General features: G+C 63.4%; 20 protein-coding genes and 4 tRNA genes. 8 read left to right on the top strand and 16 right to left on the bottom strand.

The window, feature by feature from the left end:
* Nucleotides 1-51 precede the first annotated feature (51 nt).
* The 3 genes from dusB to B4U45_RS10410 all read right to left on the bottom strand — a co-directional run bounded on the left by dusB (nucleotide 52) and on the right by B4U45_RS10410 (nucleotide 3,029).
* Nucleotides 52-1,242: a tRNA dihydrouridine synthase DusB gene (dusB, locus tag B4U45_RS10420; RefSeq protein WP_075549144.1), complete on the bottom strand. Its 1,191-nt coding sequence runs from the start codon at nucleotides 1,240-1,242 to the stop codon at nucleotides 52-54.
* A gap of 18 nt (nucleotides 1,243-1,260) precedes the next feature.
* Nucleotides 1,261-2,277 (bottom strand): acyl-ACP desaturase, encoded by a 1,017-nt coding sequence (locus B4U45_RS10415; protein WP_075549143.1) that lies wholly within the window; start codon nucleotides 2,275-2,277, stop codon nucleotides 1,261-1,263.
* 110 nt (nucleotides 2,278-2,387) lie between these two features.
* Nucleotides 2,388-3,029 carry a TetR/AcrR family transcriptional regulator gene (locus B4U45_RS10410; RefSeq protein ID WP_075549142.1) on the bottom strand — a complete coding sequence of 214 codons (642 nt, stop codon included), beginning with the start codon at nucleotides 3,027-3,029 and terminating at the stop codon, nucleotides 2,388-2,390.
* 76 nt (nucleotides 3,030-3,105) lie between these two features.
* Between B4U45_RS10410 and B4U45_RS10405 the strand changes: the two genes are divergently transcribed.
* Complete coding sequence (locus B4U45_RS10405) at nucleotides 3,106-4,155, top strand: oxygenase MpaB family protein (protein ID WP_075549141.1); 1,050 nt, start codon at nucleotides 3,106-3,108, stop codon at nucleotides 4,153-4,155.
* Between the two features lie 9 nt (nucleotides 4,156-4,164).
* On the opposite strand, the gene B4U45_RS10400 is transcribed toward B4U45_RS10405, so the two are convergent.
* The 3 genes from B4U45_RS10400 to B4U45_RS10390 are packed head-to-tail and all read right to left on the bottom strand — an operon-like array spanning nucleotide 4,165 to nucleotide 5,390.
* Nucleotides 4,165-4,404, bottom strand: coding sequence for a zinc transporter Slc39a7 (locus tag B4U45_RS10400; protein WP_232341706.1), 240 nt, complete (start codon nucleotides 4,402-4,404; stop codon nucleotides 4,165-4,167).
* A gap of 49 nt (nucleotides 4,405-4,453) precedes the next feature.
* Complete coding sequence (locus B4U45_RS10395; protein ID WP_082275612.1) at nucleotides 4,454-4,834, bottom strand: ArsR/SmtB family transcription factor; 381 nt, start codon at nucleotides 4,832-4,834, stop codon at nucleotides 4,454-4,456.
* A gap of 46 nt (nucleotides 4,835-4,880) precedes the next feature.
* Nucleotides 4,881-5,390 (bottom strand): nucleoside deaminase, encoded by a 510-nt coding sequence (locus tag B4U45_RS10390; RefSeq protein ID WP_075549146.1) that lies wholly within the window; start codon nucleotides 5,388-5,390, stop codon nucleotides 4,881-4,883.
* Between the two features lie 92 nt (nucleotides 5,391-5,482).
* Between B4U45_RS10390 and B4U45_RS10385 the strand changes: the two genes are divergently transcribed.
* On the top strand, nucleotides 5,483-6,385 hold the full coding sequence (locus B4U45_RS10385; RefSeq protein ID WP_075549140.1) for a class I SAM-dependent methyltransferase: 903 nt from the start codon (nucleotides 5,483-5,485) through the stop codon (nucleotides 6,383-6,385).
* Between the two features lie 21 nt (nucleotides 6,386-6,406).
* On the opposite strand, the gene B4U45_RS10380 is transcribed toward B4U45_RS10385, so the two are convergent.
* Entirely contained in the window at nucleotides 6,407-7,222 is an 816-nt protein-coding gene (locus B4U45_RS10380; RefSeq protein ID WP_075549139.1) for a TIGR04255 family protein, read from the bottom strand.
* Nucleotides 7,223-7,451: 229 nt separating this feature from the next.
* Nucleotides 7,452-7,524 (bottom strand) — tRNA-Lys (locus B4U45_RS10375).
* A 123-nt stretch (nucleotides 7,525-7,647) separates the two neighbouring features.
* Between B4U45_RS10375 and B4U45_RS10370 the strand changes: the two genes are divergently transcribed.
* The 3 genes from B4U45_RS10370 (at nucleotide 7,648) to B4U45_RS10360 (ending at nucleotide 7,939) form a co-directional block, all read left to right on the top strand.
* A tRNA-Glu gene (locus tag B4U45_RS10370) sits at nucleotides 7,648-7,721 on the top strand.
* 38 nt (nucleotides 7,722-7,759) lie between these two features.
* Nucleotides 7,760-7,833 (top strand) — tRNA-Asp (locus B4U45_RS10365).
* Between the two features lie 29 nt (nucleotides 7,834-7,862).
* Nucleotides 7,863-7,939 (top strand) — tRNA-Phe (locus B4U45_RS10360).
* A 32-nt stretch (nucleotides 7,940-7,971) separates the two neighbouring features.
* On the opposite strand, the gene B4U45_RS10355 is transcribed toward B4U45_RS10360, so the two are convergent.
* The 5 genes from B4U45_RS10355 to B4U45_RS10340 all read right to left on the bottom strand — a co-directional run bounded on the left by B4U45_RS10355 (nucleotide 7,972) and on the right by B4U45_RS10340 (nucleotide 12,030).
* The gene (locus B4U45_RS10355; RefSeq protein ID WP_012396382.1) at nucleotides 7,972-9,129 is read right to left on the bottom strand and encodes a site-specific integrase; all 1,158 of its coding nucleotides are present in this window, start codon (nucleotides 9,127-9,129) and stop codon (nucleotides 7,972-7,974) included.
* The gene (locus tag B4U45_RS29135; RefSeq protein WP_012396381.1) at nucleotides 9,130-9,360 is read right to left on the bottom strand and encodes a helix-turn-helix transcriptional regulator; all 231 of its coding nucleotides are present in this window, start codon (nucleotides 9,358-9,360) and stop codon (nucleotides 9,130-9,132) included.
* Between the two features lie 10 nt (nucleotides 9,361-9,370).
* Nucleotides 9,371-10,717, bottom strand: coding sequence for a cell division protein FtsK (locus tag B4U45_RS10350; RefSeq protein ID WP_009954443.1), 1,347 nt, complete (start codon nucleotides 10,715-10,717; stop codon nucleotides 9,371-9,373).
* The gene (locus B4U45_RS10345; protein WP_012396380.1) at nucleotides 10,714-11,136 is read right to left on the bottom strand and encodes a hypothetical protein; all 423 of its coding nucleotides are present in this window, start codon (nucleotides 11,134-11,136) and stop codon (nucleotides 10,714-10,716) included. Before B4U45_RS10345 ends, B4U45_RS10350 begins: the two co-directional genes overlap by 4 nt.
* 99 nt (nucleotides 11,137-11,235) lie before the next feature.
* Complete coding sequence (locus tag B4U45_RS10340; RefSeq protein WP_012396379.1) at nucleotides 11,236-12,030, bottom strand: GntR family transcriptional regulator; 795 nt, start codon at nucleotides 12,028-12,030, stop codon at nucleotides 11,236-11,238.
* Nucleotides 12,031-12,107: 77 nt separating this feature from the next.
* On the opposite strand from B4U45_RS10340, the gene B4U45_RS10335 reads away from it, so the two are divergent.
* On the top strand, nucleotides 12,108-12,536 hold the full coding sequence (locus tag B4U45_RS10335) for an NUDIX hydrolase (RefSeq protein WP_012396378.1): 429 nt from the start codon (nucleotides 12,108-12,110) through the stop codon (nucleotides 12,534-12,536).
* A 70-nt stretch (nucleotides 12,537-12,606) separates the two neighbouring features.
* Here the strand turns inward: B4U45_RS10335 and B4U45_RS10330 are convergent, their stop codons facing one another.
* Entirely contained in the window at nucleotides 12,607-13,206 is a 600-nt protein-coding gene (locus tag B4U45_RS10330; RefSeq protein ID WP_031349047.1) for a TetR family transcriptional regulator, read from the bottom strand.
* 405 nt (nucleotides 13,207-13,611) lie between these two features.
* Here B4U45_RS10330 and B4U45_RS10325 point away from each other — a divergent pair, with 405 nt between their 5' ends.
* Both B4U45_RS10325 and B4U45_RS10320 read left to right on the top strand, forming a co-directional pair.
* Entirely contained in the window at nucleotides 13,612-14,223 is a 612-nt protein-coding gene (locus B4U45_RS10325) for a TetR/AcrR family transcriptional regulator (RefSeq protein ID WP_080677207.1), read from the top strand.
* A gap of 45 nt (nucleotides 14,224-14,268) precedes the next feature.
* Nucleotides 14,269-14,691, top strand: a complete 423-nt coding sequence (locus tag B4U45_RS10320; RefSeq protein WP_012396375.1) for a DUF6188 family protein — start codon at nucleotides 14,269-14,271, stop codon at nucleotides 14,689-14,691.
* Nucleotides 14,692-14,806: 115 nt separating this feature from the next.
* Here the strand turns inward: B4U45_RS10320 and B4U45_RS10315 are convergent, their stop codons facing one another.
* On the bottom strand, nucleotides 14,807-15,700 hold the full coding sequence (locus tag B4U45_RS10315) for an alpha/beta fold hydrolase (RefSeq protein ID WP_014941273.1): 894 nt from the start codon (nucleotides 15,698-15,700) through the stop codon (nucleotides 14,807-14,809).
* Between the two features lie 14 nt (nucleotides 15,701-15,714).
* Nucleotides 15,715-18,783, bottom strand: coding sequence for an MMPL/RND family transporter (locus B4U45_RS10310; RefSeq protein ID WP_012396373.1), 3,069 nt, complete (start codon nucleotides 18,781-18,783; stop codon nucleotides 15,715-15,717).
* Nucleotides 18,784-19,426 lie beyond the last annotated feature (643 nt).

Genomic DNA, 19,426 nt, shown 5'->3' with positions numbered 1-19,426 from the left:
CCACATCGTACTGACTTGTGGTCGCAGACGCGATCTCGGAAGAGTGTCGGTTCAACCACCAGAATGCATGACGTCGGCTCCGTCGGGCACCCGGCAGTCGTCGGCGTCGTCCAGCCAACCGTCGGGAAGGGCCACCCGGGCGGGTGAGCCCTGCCGGCCGCGGGGGCCGTTGCCGGCAGTCGGGAACGGGACGCTGCCGTCCAACCGGTTCAGCAGGTCGTCGAGTTCGCTCAACGTTTTGACCAGCGCTAACGCTCGCCGGACGTCTGATCCGGCCGGGAACCCATGCAGGTACCAGGCGATGTGCTTGCGGATATCGCGCATGCCCTTGTCCTCACCGAAGTGTGCCGCCAGTAGGGCTCCGTGGCGGCGGATGACGTCGGCGACCTGACCGAGTGTGGGCGGGGTGGGAGCCGGGCGGCCGGTAAAGGCGGCCGACAACTCGGCGAATAGCCATGGTCGGCCCAGGCATCCGCGGCCGATGACCACGCCGTCACAGCCGGTGGTGGCCATCATGGCCAGCGCGTCGCTGGCGTCGTAGATGTCGCCGTTGCCCAGCACCGGAATGGTCGTGACCTGCTGCTTGAGCTCGGCGATCTGGTCCCAGTCGGCGGTGCCGGAGTAACGTTGCGCGGCCGTACGGGCGTGCAGGGCGACTGCGGCGGCGCCCTCGGCTTCCGCGATGCGACCAGCGTCCAGATGGGTGTGGTGGGCATCGTCGATGCCGATGCGGAACTTGACCGTCACCGGTATCCCGGTGTCTTCGGTGGCGCGCACTGCCGCGGCCACGATTCGGCCGAACAGCCGTCGCTTGAACGGCAGGGCCGCCCCGCCGCCGCGCTTGGTCACCTTGGGCACTGGGCAACCGAAATTCATGTCGATGTGGTCGGCCAGGCCTTCGTCGGCGATCATCCGCGCGGCCGCGTAGGTGGTGTCCGGGTCGACGGTGTAGAGCTGCAGCGAGCGGGGCGATTCGTCCGGGGCGAACGTCGTCATGTGCATGGTGACCGGGTGCCGTTCGACCAGCGCGCGGGCGGTCACCATTTCGCAGACGTAGAGTCCGCTGACGGTGCCGACCTTCGCCTGTTCCCGTGGCGATCGCAAGGGCGGCGAAGCCGGACGCAGCGGGTCGCCACGCATCGAACCGAAGTCACGGCACAGGGTGCGGAACGCGACATTCGTCACACCGGCCATCGGTGCCAGCACAACCGGGCTGGCAAGCTCGATTGAGCCGATACGCATCTATTGTCCCGAGCCGGGCTACCGCCGGCTCATCGCCAGCTTGCCCGCGGTCTTGTGCAGCTCGTGTGCGGTGACCCTCTTGCCAGTACGGGCTTCCCTGTCGAGTTGGCGCTGTTTGGACACCTCGAACTTCTCGCAGGCCAGCTCGAGCTCCTTGATCAGCAGGGCAAGATCATCGCGCATGCGGGCGGCCTCACCGGTGAAGTCCTCGCGCTCGAAGATGCGCCACTTCTTCAGCACCGGCATGACGACCTCGTCGAGGTGGATGCGTGGGTCGTAGACGCCTCCAACGGCGATAAAGACGGCCTTGCGCCGGAACTCGGGCACCTGGAAGCCGGGCATCTGGAAGTTACGCAGGATCAGGTGCAACGACTTCATCGCCTGGTTGGGGGCGAGGTCGAACGTGGCCTCGCTGACGTCGCGGTAGAAGATCATGTGCAGATTCTCGTCGGCTGAGATCCGGGCCATGAGCTGGTCGGCGACTGGGTCGTTGCAGGCCTTGCCGGTGTTGCGGTGTGAAATCCGGGTTGCCAGCTCCTGGAAGCTGACATAGATGACGGAGTGGGTGACGCTCTCTGCGAATAAGTCGCCCTGGTGGTTCTGGCCCGGGCTGAAGCCCCGGTTGACCACCTCCAGGCGAAGTTTCTCCAGCTCCACGGGATCGACCGATCGAGTCACCACCAGGTAGTCGCGCAGCGCGATGCCGTGCCGGTTCTCCTCGGCGGTCCAGCGGTTGACCCATTGTCCCCAGGCGCCGTCCATGCCCATGTTCATCGCGATCTCACGGTGATAGGACGGCAGGTTGTCCTCGGTGACCAGGTTCTGCACCATGGCCACCTGGGCGACGTCGGAAAGCTTGCTCTCCTCGGGATGCCAATCCTGGCCGCCGAGCGCGTAATAGTTCTTCCCGTCCGACCATGGGATGTAGTCGTGCGGGTTCCAGTTCTTGTGCATGCTGATGTGCCGGTTGAGGTACTTCTCGACGACCGGTTCGAGTTCGTGCAGCAGCTGTAAGTCAGTCAGCTGGGCTGACATAGTCCCTCCGGTATCTGTGTCGATGGGTTGCACTCAATATATCTGTGTCGACCGGTATCAACAAGTTTGCTCGAAGCCCGGTGAGTCCCCCGGTCGTGGTGGTGGCGACGTCAGTCGCGAGGCCGCGCCGCTGCTGGCTGCCCGGCTTCGTGGCCGGGTCGGTGCGGCACATGGCTGGCCGCCGCATTGAGCAGCATGTCGACGCAGTAGTCGATGAATTGCTGGCGGGTAGCTCCTAGTTGACCATTCAGGTAGGCGGTAAACAGGCCGGTCAGAGCGCCGATCAAGCTGGTGGCGACCAGTTTCTGCACAACCGGATCGACAATGCGGGAGAGCTTGCGCTGCAGCAGCTCGATGAAGTTGGGCATCCACTCCGCGCCGGAGCGGGTCAGTACCGGTTCCACCGTCGGCGCCAACAGCAGCACCCGCCCGCGCACCGGATCATCGACCATCAGGGCGACGAATCTTTCCACGGCTTCCCGGGCGGTATTGGCCGACATGAGTGTGGTCATGGCCCGGGTACAGACGTCGTCGTACACCGCGCGCACGAAGTGTTCGCGGTCGGTGAAGCTTTCATAGAAGTAGCGCTCGGTCAGGGCCGCCTTGCGGCAGACGGCACGTACGGTCAGCGCCGGCCCGTCCTTCCCGCCGAGCAGTTGCACGCCGGCGGCGATCAGATTTTCCCGACGTACGGCGTGGCGATCTTCCAGCGGGACGCCGGTCCAGCGGCCTCGTTTTTGACCGGCCTGCACATCGCTCCTAAACTTCATGTGACAACGCGTGTAGTCAGAATTGCTGACGTCGCCCTAATCCACCGGGAAACCATCAGTGACTCAAGATACGTCTGCTTCGTGCCCGCTGACCAGCGCTAAGGTGCATCCCTCGACGGGTGGCGCTGCCGCTGTGGCGCCGAACGACTCGGTAGCGGCCGGTTGCCCGGTTTCGCCGCTGGGTTACGACGCACCACCGGTGCCGCTCGGCCCGGATTCGCTGACCTGGCGATACTTCGGCGACTGGCGCGGCATGCTGCAGGGTCCGTGGGCCGGGTCCATGCAGAACATGCATCCGCAGCTGGGTGCGGCGGTCGAGGAGCATTCGACGTTCTTTCGGGAGCGCTGGCCGCGACTGTTGCGGTCGTTGTACCCGATCGGCGGCGTGGTTTTCGACGGCGACCGGGCTCCGGTCACCGGCGCCGAGGTACGCGACTACCACGTGGACATCAAGGGCGTCGACGCGGCGGGGCGCCGCTACCACGCGTTGAACCCGGACGTCTTCTATTGGGCGCATGCCACGTTCTTCGTCGGGACCCTGCACGTCGCCGAGCGGTTCTGCGGCGGCCTGACCGAGGCGCAGAAGCGTCAGCTTTTCGACGAACACGTCCAGTGGTATCGGATGTACGGCATGAGCATGCGGCCGGTGCCGGCGTCCTGGGAGGAATTTCAGGTCTACTGGGACCACATGTGTCGCAACGTGCTGGAGAACAACTTTGCGGCGCGGGCCGTGCTGGATTTGACCGAGTTGCCCAAACCTCCCTTCGCCCAATGGATTCCGGACAAGTTGTGGGCGTTGCAGCGCAGGCTGCTGGCGCCGTTCTTCGTCTGGCTCACGGTCGGGCTCTACGATCCGCCGGTGCGCGAACCAATGGGCTACCAGTGGTCACGCCGGGATGAATGGCTGCACCGGCGCTTCGGCGACCTTGTCCGACTGGTCTTCGCCGTCGTGCCGCGCCGGTACCGGAAGCACCCGCGGGCGCGGGCCGGCTGGGACCGGGTCAGTGGGCGGATCCCGGCCGACACCCCGTTGGTGCAGACGCCGGCGCGCAATTTGCCGCCCCTGGATGAGCGCGACAACCCCGCGCACTACTGCCCGAAGGTCTGAACCCTCGACTTAGCCGTGGGTGTGGCTGTGCACCTCTTTACGGCCTTCAGGGCCTTCAAGGCCTTCGAGGCCTTCGAGGCCGCGCTGATGGACGTGCTCGTGGGTGTGCTGGGTCCCGTCGTCGTGTGAGTGCGGGTGCTCGTGGGCGACGTGCTCGTGCTCATGGCTGGTGTGCGCGTGGCTGTGGGTCATGTCGCCGTGCTGGTGGTCGTGCGCGTGCGGCGCGTCATGGGTGTGGGTGGCTACCATGATCGTTACCTCCTCAATGTGAACTATGTTGTGGTGCTAGCGGATTCGGTTATCCCGCGTCTGGTGTTGCGGGGACTGCCTGCAGTCCGTCGCCGTGGTGGTGGCGGGGCACGCCGGGGCCGGCGTGCTCGGCGTTGAAGACCGCGTCGATGACGAGTTGGCGCACGTGGTCGTTTTCCAGGCTGTAGAAGATCGTCGTACCGTCGCGGCGGGTGCGCACCAAGCGCGCCATCCGCAGCTTGGCCAGATGCTGGGACACCGATGGCGCCGGCTTGCGTACGTGTTCGGCCAACTCGTTGACCGACATCTCGGTATTTGCCAGGGACCACAGAATCTGCACGCGGGTGGCGTCGGCGAGCATCCGGAACACCTCGACCACGAGGCCGGCCTGGTCGTCGGGCAACCTCGTTGGTCTATTATTTGCGTGCATACGCAAATAATAGTGCAGGTTGATGTGCTGTCAAGGTTGCGCCGGGTCAGCCGGGCGAGTCGATGCTCGCTATGCGCTCGCCGCCGTTACGTTCCTGCCAGAACTTGAAGACCTCTACGGCAGCAGCCCTGATTTCGGGACGAGATTCATGGCGCATCGGCAGGCGTCGGTTCTTCCAATGCTTGGCGAACTCGTCGTAGAGGGTGGCGGGCTCGAAGTATTTGCGCACATCGACGTAATGCGGCTCGAACGCATCACGCAGCGTCAGAAATACGACTTCGTCGGGTGAGCAGTAATAGAGGGAGCCCAGGCACATCGGGCATGGATGGGCCAGCGCGTAGATGGTGGTACCAACCAGGTGCTCGGTGCCCAGTTTGATACAGGCCGCGCGGATGGCCACGATCTCGGCGTGAGCGGTCGGGTCGTTGGTCTGCACAACCTGGTTGGCGCTCTCGGCAAGGATCGCGCCGTCTTTGACGATGACCGTCGCAAAGGGGCGGCCGCCCTCGGCGACGTTCTGGCGGGCGAGATCGATGGTGCGCTGGGCGAAGTCGATCATGGTTGGTCAGAGTAGCCCGCCAGGTGCGATCGAGCATGTGATAGTAACTAGGTTATCTATCTTTTTTCTGGTTCGACGAAGGAACTTCCATGGTGCGTGCCGATCGTGATCGCTGGGATCTCGCGACGAGCGTCGGCGCGACGGCAACCATGGTGGCCGCTCAGCGCGCGCTGGCCGCTAGCCGCGAGTTTGCGTTGATCGACGACCCGTTCGCCGCGCCATTGGTGCGAGCGGTCGGCATGGACGTCTATACCCGGATGGTGGACGGGCAGATTCCGGTCGATGAAGATTCCGAGTTCGACCCGCAGCGGGTGGCCCGCGGGATGGCCTGCCGGACCAGGTTCTACGACCGGTTCTTCCTCGAGGCCGCGGGAAACGGCATCGGCCAGGTGGTCATCCTGGCGTCCGGCCTGGATGCCCGCGCCTACCGGCTGCCGTGGCCGAAGGGCACCGTCGTCTACGAGGTCGACATGCCAGAAGTGATCGCGTTCAAGACGTCAACGCTGAGCGGTCTCGGCGCCGAGCCCACCGCCCGGCGTCGCACCGTCGCGGTCGATTTGCGCGACGACTGGGACACCGCGCTGCAGGCGGCGGGATTCGACGGTCAGGTCCCCTCGGCCTGGAGCGCCGAAGGGTTGCTGGTCTACCTTCCTGAGGACGCGCAGGACGCGCTATTCGACAACATCAGCGGGTTGAGCGCACCCGGCAGCCGGCTGGCGTTCGAATTCGTGCCGGACACCAAGGTTTTCGCCGACGAGCGGTGGCGCTCCCATCACGACCGGATGAGCGAACTCGGGTTCGACATCGACTTCAACGACCTGGTGTATCACGGGAAACGCAGCCATGTCATCGAGCATCTATCTCGCCAGGGTTGGCAGACGTCGTCGCACACCGTCAAGGAACTCCACCAAGCCAATGGCTTCGAATATCCCGACGACGAACTTGCGACGGTGTTCGCCGACGTGACCTACACCAGTGCGGTGCTGAGGTAGTCGGCGCCTCGCCTGACTGGTTTATTGGCGCAGCAGCTCGTCTTTGAGGCGGGCGGTGATCAGGTCCTGGAACACCTCGCGGGCGGGACCGTACAAGTCGGTCAAGGTGGACACGAGCGCGTCTCGGTTGTATTCCGGAATGGAGCCCCCCACCGGAGTCCAGAAGCTGTCGATATCCATGAGGAAGAACGGACCGGTCTGCGGCGGCGTGATGCGGCGCAGATGGTAGCTCTGATCCAGCGCCTGGCCCACACCCGGCCCGTACCGCAGAATCAGCGACTTGCCCGGTTGGGGTTCGCGGTAGACCGCGGCACCCTGCCACTCGGTCAGCGACAGGCCGCCCGGAGCGATGCGGTAGGGCCCGAGCAGTTGCTCGTCAATCCAGTTGCCCCAGTTGACCCGGCCGTCGACCCCAACCGGGACCCGGATCTCGAGGACGTATCGCAGGCCAATGCGCTCTACCCCGACGATCGACGAAACCTGCGCGCGGGCGTCGGCGACCCGTAACACGAGGTCGCAAAAGGTCTCGAAGTCGCGGTAAGCGCTGGTTTCGACGACGATCGCCTGGTTCTTCAGTGAGGCCGAAACGGTGTTGTCCCGGTTGCCGTAGCGGACGAAGCGGTCCGCAACGGGGGTCGGGGCGGCGCCGGGGGCCGTCACTCCCCAACTCACGTCCTGCGCCTGGCGCTCGATCGGCAAGTCGTTCATGAGGAGGTGTTTGAGTTCCCGGCTCGTTGATTCGGTGAGGGAATCCGTTGCCGGGTGCCGGATTTCCATTGTCACCAGGGCGACGGGCGCGTTGGGTTGGATTCCATCCTGACTCATTTCGGGAAGCATAGCCGCAGCATAGCCAAGCGATGTGCGGCTCTGAACGCGGGCTGACCATGCGCGGCTTGGTTGGTGCCGCTCGTTGCCAGGAGCCCGTCGATCGGCACGATCGGCGGCCGCGGTTGGGCCGGTTGCGCGGGCGGTCTGAACGGTGGCCGCGGGTGATCGGCCGGGGTACTGCCCGGCGTCGACGGCGGGCGAATTCGTGGTTCTCGATGCGTTCTCGGTGCGTTCTCGGTGCCCCCACCAGGACTCGAACCTGGGACCTGCGGATTAAAAGTCCGTAGCTCTACCAACTGAGCTATAGGGGCGCGGAGTCCCAGGATACTGCGTGCCCGGGCGAAGCTCGTTTGAGGATTCGGCCCGCGGTGACCTAAGCTGACGTGGCTCCCAATGATGACCACGTTGCGAGTGCCCCGGAGAGATTCGGTTCTGCCCCCTTCGTCTAGACGGCCTAGGACGCCGCCCTTTCAAGGCGGTAACGCGGGTTCGAATCCCGTAGGGGGTACCCTGCGATGCGGGTATCGCGGAGCAGTAGCAGAGCATGGCCCTGTGGCGCAGTTGGTTAGCGCGCCGCCCTGTCACGGCGGAGGTCGCGGGTTCGAGTCCCGTCAGGGTCGCCGATACGGCCAGGCACATGCTGCCTTCCGGCCAGGTAGCTCAGTCGGCATGAGCGTCCGCCTGAAAAGCGGAAGGTCGGCGGTTCGATCCCGCCCCTGGCCACCAATCTTGAGCTGCACGGACGCGGTGACAGCACTCTATGGATGTTTCGGTGTGTCCGGTTCCTGTCCGTTCGCCTGGTCTTTGGCGACGTCATTGAGCCGGTCGAGATTCGTAGCGACGTGGTCGAGTTCGTCTGAGTAGAGGTCGCTGTAGATGTTGGCGGTGACGGTCGGGGTCGAGTGCCCCATGGTCTTCTGGACGTAGCGGAGGTCGGCCCCGGATTTGCGGGCGAGGCTGGCGTACGTGTGGCGGAGGTCGTGGATCGTCAGCGGCGCCAGGCCGGTTTTCTTGAGGGCTTTGTTCCAGTGGGTGTGTCTGCGCCAGTTGTTTGATCTCAGGAAGCCGCCATTTGGTGATGTGATCGCTTGCTCTTTAGTCGAGCGGTTTTCGATTCGTGGCTTCAGCGCGTCGATGACGATTCGGGGGAGTGGGACGGTTCGGACGGCTGCGCGAGTTTTCGGCGGCCCGACGATGATTCGGCCCTCTACGTCCGGGGCGGCTTGGCGGACGTAGAGGCGGCGTGCTTTGAGGTCGATGTCGCCGACGCGCAGGCCGACGAGTTCGGACCAGCGCAGACCGGTAAAGGCCAGGATTGTGACGATGTCGCCTTGGTCGCCGCAGGCGTGTGCCAGGGCGGCGACTTCCGTGGCGGAGAGGTAGCGGTGACGTTCCCGCGCCGGAATCCGACCGGATGACACACCCTGGGCCGGGTTGATGTGAATTCGGCCGTCCTCGCGAGCCATGTCGAGAATCGAGCGCAGCAGCCGGAGCGTGGCGAGTTTGGCCCACGGGCCCACGGTGAGGCCGCCGATGAACTGCTGCACGTCCTTCCGGCTGATCTCGTCAACCGGGACATGGCCGAAGCGCGGGCTGATACGTAGCTCCCAATGCTGCGCGTAGCCGCTCCACGTCTTGGGGGAAACGGCCGGCTGCTTCGATGCGCTGTATTGCGTCCAGATAGCGGAGAGGCTGGCGCGGCCAAGTCTGGGGTCGAATCGTCGGGCGCCGATCGCCGCCTCGCCGTCGCGATCGGCCTTGAACGCGCGCGCTTCCCGCATGGTGGCAAACGTCGATGACGTCTCGACCCATCCTGACGGGGAGTTTGGATCGCGCACCAGGTAGCGCACTTGGTAGCGCGCCTGGCCGGCTGAATTCGTCCGCTTTCGGATGCCGCGCGGTACTGATCCGGCCACTTAGCGGCGCACCTGCTTGAGCCACGCGCGGACTTCCGCTGCGTCCCAACGTCTTACGCGATCGGATAGCGTGTAGCACGGCGGCCCCACATCTGCGCCGTGTACGCGTAGCGCGCCCCATCGGCTCACGGTGGCAGTGGACACGCCAAGCAGCTCCGCCACCTGTTCCGCTGTCAGCAGCTCTGGAAAGGTCGCTATTGCGGTGGTGGCGTTGATGCCAAGAATTGCCATGCCGCTGTCCTCAGTTCTCTGTGGGGCCAGTGGGTCTTTGGCAAGTGAGACCGTATTCTTGTGCAACAGAACGGATTAACGAATCTGGCCAGTAGTCGGCACGTACTCGCATCGTTGATCCGTCTTCGGCGATGACGTATCCGGTCCCAGGTTCACTCGGGTTGATGCGGTGCGCGGGTGCGGCATCAGCGAGGCCATCACCCAGAACCATCGCGACTTCGTCGCGTGAACGCAGCCGCAATGCAACGGTCTGGGTGAACAACCCGCGCATGGGCAGAATCTCCTTGCGAGGGTCCTGCATGAAGGCGGCGACCACGATGCCTACGGCCCTGCCCTTCGTCAGAATGCGTGAGAGCGAGCCCGCAACTTGCTTCCTCAGGGCGGCGTCCGTCATGTACGCGGTCAAGCCCGCCAATTCATCTATAAGCAGCACGACTAGCGGTTCGGCGGCGCTCGGTGTGTGCGAACGTGCTCGGCCAGCCATCCTGCGGCCACGGCTATCCAGCAGCTCCTCCAACTTGTTTAGCAAGCTCGCGGCCTCGACCTCGGTTGTCGCAATCTTGCTGAATAGGGCGGAGCCGACTGACACTTCGATCCCGTACTTGAGGTCGACGGCGAACAGCCGGACGGTTCCTGACTTGACGGCTGGGCCCAGTCCGCCTGCGATGCCCCAGAAAATGGAGCCTTTGCCCGCCCCTGAGCACCCAACAGTGAGGGTGTGGAGGCCAGCGACGCGGAGAATCCAAGCCGAGCCGTTCTCGCGTCGGCCAATCTTAACGGCAGTTGCCTCGGTGCAGGTTGGCCGTCTAGCAGTTTCGATGGCCGACAGCTGTTGTCGCATAACCAATTCCATGCGAACCGTCCCGGGTGCAACCACCGTGGAACGGGCGGAATGTGCCCCGACAGCGTCGCGGATTGCGGGGACCGCGGTTTCGAGGTCATCGACTGTCTGGCCCGTTCGTGTGCGGACGGTCATGTGCAGACAGTGATCGGAGATGCTCACTCCGAGAAGGCGAGGGTGGGTCCAAACCGTCTTCGTCGTGGTCTTGCCCTGCGAGTCCGTACCTGCCACGCGCTCGGAAGTCGACAGCCCGCAGGCCTTGGCAACTCGTGGCCAGGAAATCAACGCCCATAGCAGCCATCGGGCCCGCCGCGCAGGGGTTGCGACATAGCGCCTAAATGTGGCGGGCGAACGCAGTCTCCAAACGACGAGCGAAAGGGTGACCACCCCGGTCACCGCGGTGAGCCACGTGGCGCCGACCGTCAGCACGTGCGTGAGGTCAAAGAGGTCCGTCCCGGCGTCGGGATCTGGAATCGAATACGGATCGCTAGGTACTACGGGGTCGTACTGACTCATGCTGACGCCCGGTCTGCCGCTGAGGACCCCGCCTTGCCGGTGTCCGCGGTCATGCCCGAGGCCCGAAACGACCACGCAATGCGGCCGGATTCGCTCGAACGGTCTACGTACGGCAACACGCACAGCCCCTCGAAAATCACTGGTGTGAAAGGCATTCCGGCAGTGTTCGGTGGGCACACAGGCTGCTTTGGCGTTGCGAACTTGACGGTCAGGGTGCGTGCCCGCTTGCTCGCGGCCGGATCGCCGTCGAGGACTTCCACCTGCCACAACGGCAGGCCTGATTCTCGATCAGTCGCCTGAACCTTGTTGTCTTTCGTTGACCGCTCGTAATCGATCACCGGCGTCACGTCGGACACCACGAACGCTTTGTGTGGGAAGACCTGCTGGTGAGACAGCGTGAGCCACTTCGGCACAGACATTTTGTCGACCTTTCGTAGAACTGCTCTAGACAAGTTGAGGTTACATAGTCGTCTAGAGGAGTGCAACGGCCGACACGTGATTCGTGTGAGACTTTGCGCTCAGCGGGCCGGGAACTCGTATTCGAGCAGGTAGGCGGAGGCCACCTTCACGGTGTCGCAGACCTCCACCGCCACGTCATTGGTGTCGTAAGCGGTTCGCAGCACCGTCAGCACCGGAACTCCCGAGTCGAGCTCCAGCTGCCGCCGTTCTTCAGGAGTGGGCATCCGAGCGGCGACTTCTTCAGTGAAGCGAGCAAGCACATGACCGTGCTCTTCTAAGCGCGCGTAGATACCACCGGGTCCGGTATCCACCTGCTCGATCCTCGTGCCTTCGGCAAATGCCGCCGGAATGTACGAGACGGCCGTCTCAACGGGTCGTCCATTCGCCAGGTAACGCCTCGATCGCACGACGATGTCATCGTCGGCTGATATTCGAAGTTGTTCCGCTATAAACGAATTCGGCTTCTCGCGGCTGACGGCGATATTGTCGACTTGCGGCGAGTAGCCAGATTTCTCTGCCTCGACGGAAAAAGCCGCCTTTCCTTCGGCGCGATGCTGTCGTGCGAATCTATCCGACGCCAGCCTGCGGATTGGTGGCGTCGGCCGGACGAACACTCCGCGGCCGTGTTGCGAGATGACGAGTCCGTCGGAACGAAGCTCCTGCATGGCCTGTCTTACGGTCATGCGGGCCACACCGAAATGCTCGATCAGTTCCGCCTCGGACGGCAGTCGTTCCCCAGGCGGGAACCGACTGGAACTGATCGCCTCCCGCAACATGCTCGCGATCTGCCGATACGGTGGTTTGTCATCGGTGCGATCGATTTGTCCAAGTTGCAGCACCCGGCAGCCTTCCATTACATGTCTAGACGACTAGTCTAGGAAGCCAGTCAACCGGTGTCACGTCTGCCGGCGTCGAACAATGGAGACCAACGATGGGAACTACGCCAAAGCACTCGGTCAGTGTCGCCGGGGTCGTTGTACGGGATGACGGTCGGGTTCTCGTCATCCGGCGAGAGGACAACGGCCGCTGGGAGGCTCCCGGCGGAGTACTCGAACTGCACGAGTCCTTCGAGGACGGCGTTCGACGCGAAGTGCTCGAAGAAACTGGATTGAAGGTCACAGTGCAACGTCTCACCGGGGTCTACAAGAACCTTACTCAGGGCATTGTCGCGCTGGTTTACCGGTGCGGTCCTGCCGCCGGCGACACGCACCCGACTGCCGAAGCTCGGGAAGTCCGTTGGATGACGAAAGAACAAGTTGAGGGTGAGATGAGCCCTGCCTTCGCAGTGCGGGTTCTAGATGCATTCGATGAAGATCCGCACTCCCGCGCCCATGATGGAGTAAATGTCGTTTCAGGTTAAAGGTTATGACGGACCAGATTGCCGGGCAGTTGGCCAACCGTACGGCCCGGACTTCCAAAGCGGTCTGCACTCAGTCGAATCCAGCCAACGTAACCCTCAAGGCCCGTTCCAACTCAACGTGGAGCGGTGGTCTCGTTTTAGTGTCTTCACTCAGCCGGCGTCGAAGTATGAATTGTGCGGTGGCCAAGGCCGTGTGGACAAGCAGCGAGGGACGAATGTCCAACCCTGCATCGACGCCCATCCGTGCAGCGACGAGTTCGATGAACTTGCGGCCATCGTTATCGCTGATCAGTGCCGATTTGCTCAGTAGGTGGGGGGCGGTCAGTATGGCTTGTTGCCAGTAGTGCGGCTTCGGATTGGTTTTGTCCCACGCGGTTTCGGCGAACAACGCGATCAGCGCGTCGGCTGCTGATTGGTCCGATGGCTGAGTGCCATAGGCGGCAACGATTTCAGCGACCGTTTGCCGCAAGGGGGCGATCAGCAGATCTTCCTTCGTAGGCGCGTAGCGGAAGTACGTGCTGATGGATATCCCGGAAGCGGCAGCGATGTCCTCGGTGGTCACCGCAGCAAATCCACGTTCGGCAAAAAGTTGATGTGCGGTTCCCTGGATCTGCGAGAGCAACTCGGCGCGGCGTCGGTCCCTTAACGAGCCAGTGTTTGCGGAGGGCATGACATCGCCTTCGTCAATCCGACATTCCAGGCTTCCTTCTGCGCTATGGTACGAACAGTAGCGTAGCGAAACCAACAGTACTAGGGGTTGTTTTGCTGGTGTCGCGATGTCGGGGACCGAGGCAGGCGACGCGGATTGCACGGGAATGGCGGTCGCCTCACGAATATTCGCGAGTAGCCGCGGCCACAGGTGCCCGCCAATCGGGCTCAGGTTTCACACCGGCTCGGCATGGCGCAAATTCGGCGCTGGCTATATCGGTCGCCAAACAGTGCGCTCGTGCCTGCCGTTCTCGGTGCTGTCCGGGTTGTCGACATTCCGCTGAGAAGTGGCGCTCCGCAAGCCTCAGGTTGCTAGGTCCATCCCCCAGTAGAGGTCTGTGTCTTGTTGGCTGAGGTAGAGGCCGCGATGTCTCGTCCAGGGGCACACACCGCGAGCAGCGCAGCAGTCCTCGACGCCACCCGGGCGGTCGCAACGTTGGGCGGCTTCAAGGCGGTCCACTTCAAATCGGTCGCCAAGCAAGCCGGCGTCACGGTCGGGTCGGTGTATGACCATTTCACGTCGAAGACCCACCTGCTGGTGACGCTGCTCGCCCGCGAGTTCGTGCGCCTGGATGAAGAACGCGACTGGAGCACGTGTGCGGCGTCCCCGATTCGGCGAGTGGAATCCTTGACTCGGCGGCTTCACGACGAATGGCAGCAAAATGTGAAGCTCACCGAGGCCGTGGTTCGCGCATTCGTTACTGCTGGCACCGATGAAGCTCTGGCGGCCCAACATGCCGCCGATCTGATCGAAAGCATGCTGGCGCGGGCACTGAGTGGCGGTACGGAAGGAATCCACGAGCGACAGATCGCAGGGCTCATCGCTGATATCTGGCTGGCCAACTTGATGGCCTTCGTCGGCGGCCGGGCAACAGCGGAGCAGACACGCGAGTGCATCGACGGAGCTATGCGACTTGTTCTTGATGTGGGCGGGCGCCAACGATCTCTAGCAATACCGACAGTATCGCTGCGATACTAGAAGTCTTATAAGTGTGGCTCCGCTGACGTGTCGAAGGGAGCGGCTATGCCTGCACAATGGATCGAGCAGTGCACTGTTCAGCGAGTCTCACTGCAAGGTGGCCTGGTACTCGACCTCGACGATTACAGCGAGCTCGTAATCTCCCGTCCGATGCGGCTGACGCTTCCTGCAGTAGGAGCCTGGCCCGAGGAAGAGGTGTTGATCGACCCCGCCCACCTTTCGCCGGAAGAGCGGACGTTGTTGGACCTTGCCGGAGCGGTATGCACGCGGGCCTGGTTCGACGATGACGGGTCGCTCCATCTCGGGTTCTCCCGCGGACACCGCATCGATGTCCTCCCAGATGCAGCAGCGACCGCGTGGGAACTCTATGGCAAAGGCCATGGCTACATGGCGTGTCTGCCTCGGGGCCGAGTCCGAGCGGTTCGGCACGACCTTTCTGCCGAAGACGACGACTTAGATACTACGTAAATCACTACATGCGGGGCGTAGGGAACAATCTGGAGCGCTTAGTCGTAATGGCAGCCGGATTCGTCGAATTCAACGAGATCAATAGCAGGGCGGGCCGTGTCCATTGATTGGATCTTCATGTCATCCCCATTGTGCGGTCGAGGAAGTCGGTGACCGCGGCGGTGAACGCGTCGTTGTTGTCGCCGGCAACCATGTGACCGGTCCCGGTGACGTCCGTCGTTTCGGCGTGTGGGACGAGCTGGAGGAATTCGTTGACGGTGTCCTGGGAGACGACGTCTGACAGTGCGCCGCGTACTAGCAGCGTTGGGGCCGTGATTCGACGTGCTGCGTCGGCGAGAAATCCACTGATGGCGTCGAACTCCTCGCTGCCGGTCATGAGATTGCCTTGCAGGACATCGAAGTTGGAGCTGATGAAGGCGGGGTCCCAGCGCCAGATCCATCGCCCGTCGCTCCGTTGGCGCAGAACCTTGTGCAGGCCGTCGAGATTTTCGGGTCGCGCGCGGCGTGGGTTGTATTCGGCGATGACATCGGCGGCGTCATCGAGCGTGCCGAATCCGTCGGGGTGTGCGGCCATGAATGACACGATGCGATGGGCCCCATCAAATTCCATTCGTGGGGTGATGTCGACCAGGACAACGGCTGCCCAGAGGTCGGGTGGGGCCAGCAGGTGGGTAGCGAGGATGATCAGCCCGCCCAGCGACGCGCCGACGACGGCGGGGGGACTGTCGGGGCTGACGTGGTCTCGTACCGAGATCAGATCGGATACGAACCGTTCGACGTCGTATTGTCCGCTGGGGTCCCAGTCGCTGTCGCCGTGACCTCGTGTGTCGTAGGCGACGACGGTGTAGCCGTGGGAATGGAGTCGGCGAGCGGTGGTGGCCCATGCGTGACGGTTCTGACCGCCGCCGTGGAGCAGCAACACGACGGGGCGAGTCGCGGCGTGGCGGTAGCAATCGGCCACGAGGGTGATCCCGTCGCTGGTGCGGATGCGCCCCTGGCTAATCGTCATGTGGTCCGATGTGGTCAGCCGTTGTGAGTCAGGGGTTTCCGTTGCGGCCACCAGCTCGCTTCGCGCAGCAGGGTGGCGATCGCGGGAACGGTGAGGGTGCGAACGACGAAGGTATCCAGTAGTAGGCCGCAGCCGATGATGAATCCGGCTTGGATCATGATCGCGATGGAGCCGGCGATCAGGCCGAACATGCTGGCGGCGAAGATGAGCCCGGCCGAAGTGATGACTGAGCCGGTGTTTGCGACGGTTCGCAGGACGCCGACGCGAATGTTGTGGGCAGATTCTTCGCGTAGTCGCGAGATGAGCAGCATGTTGTAGTCGGCGCCGACGGCGACCAGGATGATGAACGCCAGAAGCGGTACGGGCCAGGCGATTTCCTTGCCAAGGCCATATTGAAAGACGAGGGTTCCCAGTCCGAGCGCGGCGCCGTAGTTGAGCACGACGGTACCCAACAGGTAGAGCGGGGCGACCAGGGCGCGCAGCAATACGACCAAGATGAGGCCGACGATGACGAGGGTCGCAAAGGCCAGCTGATGAAAGTCGGCGGAAAGCAGGCGTTGGATGTCGGAGTTGACGGCGGGGAATCCGGCCATCGACACCGTGGCGTTGGCCAGCGAGGTGTTGGGTCGTGCGGCATCGGCGACCTCGGTGATTTTGTGGGCGAGGTTCATCGCGTCGCTGCTGTAGGGGTCGTAACTGGATTCGATGGCGAAACGTGCGGTTTTTCCGTCGGGTGACAGGAAATGCTTTGCAACGTCGGCGAATTGGCGGTTCTCGAAGGCATTGGTGGGCAGGTAGAAGCCGCTGGCGTTGTCGGAGCCGGCGGTGGTTCGTGCGGAATTCTGCAGTTGGGTGGCGATTTGGCTCATGCCTGACAGCATTTCGATGTTGCTGTCGGCGAGTGTATGCACGCCGGTGGCGAGCGCCTGTGCGCCGGAGGCGAGTTGGCTGATGCCGCTTTGGAGGCGGCGGATGTTGCCGGCCAGGTCGGCGGGGTCGCCGAGCGCTCCGAAAGTCTTGTCCAGCGACGTGATTGTGTTTTGGACGTCGGCCACGGTGCCGGCCGCGGTGTCGCTGCCGGGCTGGTACAGGTCGCCGAGGTTGGCGAGCTGGTTGAAGAAGCCGGTATGGCGCAGGGTCACCAGGATCTGGACCTGGTCGCGGAGTTGGGTGCATTCCGGTGTGGTCGCACACCACGGGGAGGTGTTGAGCGCACCGACGAGCGGGTCGATGGCGGCGATCGCGTTTTGGGCCTGGTCGGCTTGCTGGCGCAGTCCCGGACCGGTTCGGATGGCTTGGTCGACGGCCGGGGCGGTAGCCGAAAGCTGCTGTAGCAGCGGACGGAACCGCTGGACTTGGGATCCACTGGATTGGGCTTGGGTGAGGAGTCCGGTCAACGGGGTCAACGCGGTGCGCAAGGTGGTGTCCAGTTGCGCGAGACCGCCGGCGAGTTGGTCGGCGCCGTGGGTGAGTTTGGCCAGGTCATCCTTGTGTGCGTCGCCCTTGGCGACCGCGCCGGCCATCTTGTCGCCAATCTCGCCGTTTTGCCACGACAGTTGAGCCTGGTCCAGACGCGCGCCCGTCGGCCGGGTGACACCGGAGACCTTGGTGACGCCGGGCAGTTGCGAGACCCGAGAGGCCATTTCATCCAGGTCGGCCAGGGCCTTGCTGGTGCGCATATCGGTGGGCGATTCGACGACCATGAATTCGGTGACGATGGCGTCCTTGCGAAAGTGCCTGTCCAGCAGTCGATATCCCTCATTGCTGGCCGTGGTCGCCGGCTGTCCTCGGCGATCGTCGTAGCTGATGTGCATAGTCAGCGCGACGGCTGCCAGGCCTAGCACCAGCGCCAGACTGGCGACCAATAGCGGCACGGGTCGACGGACCACCGCCACGGCGATCCAGTTCCAGTAGCGGCGAGTGCGATCTGCCTTGGGTTCACCGATGCCGCGTTTGGCCGCCAGCGCCAACACCGGGGGAAATAACGTCACCGTGGCCGCGAATCCGACAAAGACGGCGATAGCGCACGCCGGACCCAACGCGGCGAACACGCTCAACTTCGCGAACACCATGGCCAGAAACGCAAACGCCACGGTGGCGGCCGAAGCCAAAATCACGCGCCCGATGGTGGCGGTCGCGTTGATCACCGACAGATCCGGCGGAACGTTTTGGCGTCGCTGCTCGTGATATCGGCTGATCAAAAACACCGAATAATCGGTGCCGGCACCCAGCAGGATCACCGTCATGAAGGCGATGGTGAACTGCGATACCGGCATGCCCGATTCGCCCAACGCCGATAGCACTCCGCGCCCCACTGCCAGGCTTACACCGATGACCAGCAGTGGCAGCAAGGCGGTAAACACCGACCGATACACGACCAGCAAGATCATTGCGATCAGGCCTGCCGTCGCGATCGAGATGACAACCAAATCCTCTTCGGCCGAGGCGATTTGATCGTGGAAGGTGGCTGGGGGCCCGGTGACGCGAACATTGGTGGGTGAGCCGCTGAATGCTTGGGCGGCGATCGTGCGGACCGCCTGGACCGATTCGGCAGCTTTGACATCGCCCAACGTTCCGGCCACTCCCACCGGTACATACCAGGCTTTGCCGTCTTGGCTGACTGCCTGGCTTGCGGTGACGGGGTCGGCCAACAAGTCTTGAACCAGGCGTACGTGCTCCGAGTCGGCACGCAATCGCGAAATCATGGTGTTGTAGCGCTGGCGCACCGGCGCAGTCAGGCCCGCCGGATCCTCCATCGCGACAAATATCGTTGTCTTGGATCCCTGCTCGCCGAAGGCCGCGCCCATGCGGTCTACCGTCTGCAGCGATGGCGCATCGCGCGGTATGAGATTCACCGACTGCTGTCTAACAACGGTTTCCAGCTGCGGGAACAGCACCGCCAGGGCGGCGGCGGTCACCACCCACATGCCGATGATCAGCACCTTATGCCGGATGCTGAAACCCGCCAGGCGGGCCAGCCGATCGCTGTATGCGCCCTCACCGGCCGCCACTTTTTGCAGTCGCTCCCGAACGGGGCGACTCAAGGTCGCCACACCCGAAGAAACCCACCCGTAATCCGCCATCCCCCGCCCCGCTACCTCAAAAGAAACCAACGGTATCGCAACAGTACTACTAGTACCCTTCCGCCTGCCCGGCAAAACTGCCACCGGTGACCGAATCACTCCGATCGCCGCCGCGCAACCAGCAGCTTCGGGCGGTGGCCAACGCGCCGTCGACTGTCCAGCATGTCCGGTATAGCGATACGTGATCCCTTTGCGCACAGTTGATTTGGCAATAACGATGCACTCCGCACTGTGATAGTTTCATCAACGGCGCAGGCGAAATCCCAGCCGGGATATCAACCTGATTGGCTCCTCGCGCACGTGGTCATACATTTCCCGGTTCATCAACTCGTCGTCCAAGTAAGAGCACGAGCGAGGGGGGTAGTGACGGGGACGAACGCGGCCTTGGTCGTCGACCGGCGGCCGTGGGTGTAGGCGCCGGGTGATAGCGCGGCGGGCCAGCCTGAAATCGCGAACCCCGAGCGCCCACACATGCGTCTTGGTTAGCGCAAGCGCGACATTCATCGCCGACCAGCCCCGCCCGAGTGCACGATTCCCCCTCGCGCCCGCCGGCAGAGTTCGTTCGTCCGCCACACGAATCGGCCTGTGGTAGCCACGCCCTGGGGCTGCTCAACCCGGGATTGTCCGACCCACTGCCCGATCA

Origin of the sequence: Mycobacterium persicum, assembly GCF_002086915.1 — a bacterium.
Taxonomy (GTDB): domain Bacteria; phylum Actinomycetota; class Actinomycetes; order Mycobacteriales; family Mycobacteriaceae; genus Mycobacterium; species Mycobacterium persicum.
This window is presented reverse-complemented; position numbering and strand designations above follow the sequence as displayed.

Coding starts and splice junctions, on each gene's coding strand:
- dusB (WP_075549144.1), bottom strand. CDS start 1,242: ATGCGTATCGGCTCAATCGAGCTTGCCAGCCCGGTTGTGCTGGCACCG.
- B4U45_RS10415 (WP_075549143.1), bottom strand. CDS start 2,277: ATGTCAGCCCAGCTGACTGACTTACAGCTGCTGCACGAACTCGAACCG.
- B4U45_RS10400 (WP_232341706.1), bottom strand. CDS start 4,404: ATGGTAGCCACCCACACCCATGACGCGCCGCACGCGCACGACCACCAG.
- B4U45_RS10395 (WP_082275612.1), bottom strand. CDS start 4,834: ATGCACGCAAATAATAGACCAACGAGGTTGCCCGACGACCAGGCCGGC.
- B4U45_RS10385 (WP_075549140.1), top strand. CDS start 5,483: ATGGTGCGTGCCGATCGTGATCGCTGGGATCTCGCGACGAGCGTCGGC.
- B4U45_RS10380 (WP_075549139.1), bottom strand. CDS start 7,222: ATGCTTCCCGAAATGAGTCAGGATGGAATCCAACCCAACGCGCCCGTC.
- B4U45_RS29135 (WP_012396381.1), bottom strand. CDS start 9,360: ATGGCAATTCTTGGCATCAACGCCACCACCGCAATAGCGACCTTTCCA.
- B4U45_RS10350 (WP_009954443.1), bottom strand. CDS start 10,717: ATGAGTCAGTACGACCCCGTAGTACCTAGCGATCCGTATTCGATTCCA.
- B4U45_RS10345 (WP_012396380.1), bottom strand. CDS start 11,136: ATGTCTGTGCCGAAGTGGCTCACGCTGTCTCACCAGCAGGTCTTCCCA.
- B4U45_RS10340 (WP_012396379.1), bottom strand. CDS start 12,030: ATGGAAGGCTGCCGGGTGCTGCAACTTGGACAAATCGATCGCACCGAT.
- B4U45_RS10335 (WP_012396378.1), top strand. CDS start 12,108: ATGGGAACTACGCCAAAGCACTCGGTCAGTGTCGCCGGGGTCGTTGTA.
- B4U45_RS10330 (WP_031349047.1), bottom strand. CDS start 13,206: ATGCCCTCCGCAAACACTGGCTCGTTAAGGGACCGACGCCGCGCCGAG.
- B4U45_RS10325 (WP_080677207.1), top strand. CDS start 13,612: ATGTCTCGTCCAGGGGCACACACCGCGAGCAGCGCAGCAGTCCTCGAC.
- B4U45_RS10320 (WP_012396375.1), top strand. CDS start 14,269: ATGCCTGCACAATGGATCGAGCAGTGCACTGTTCAGCGAGTCTCACTG.
- B4U45_RS10315 (WP_014941273.1), bottom strand. CDS start 15,700: ATGACGATTAGCCAGGGGCGCATCCGCACCAGCGACGGGATCACCCTC.
- B4U45_RS10310 (WP_012396373.1), bottom strand. CDS start 18,783: ATGGCGGATTACGGGTGGGTTTCTTCGGGTGTGGCGACCTTGAGTCGC.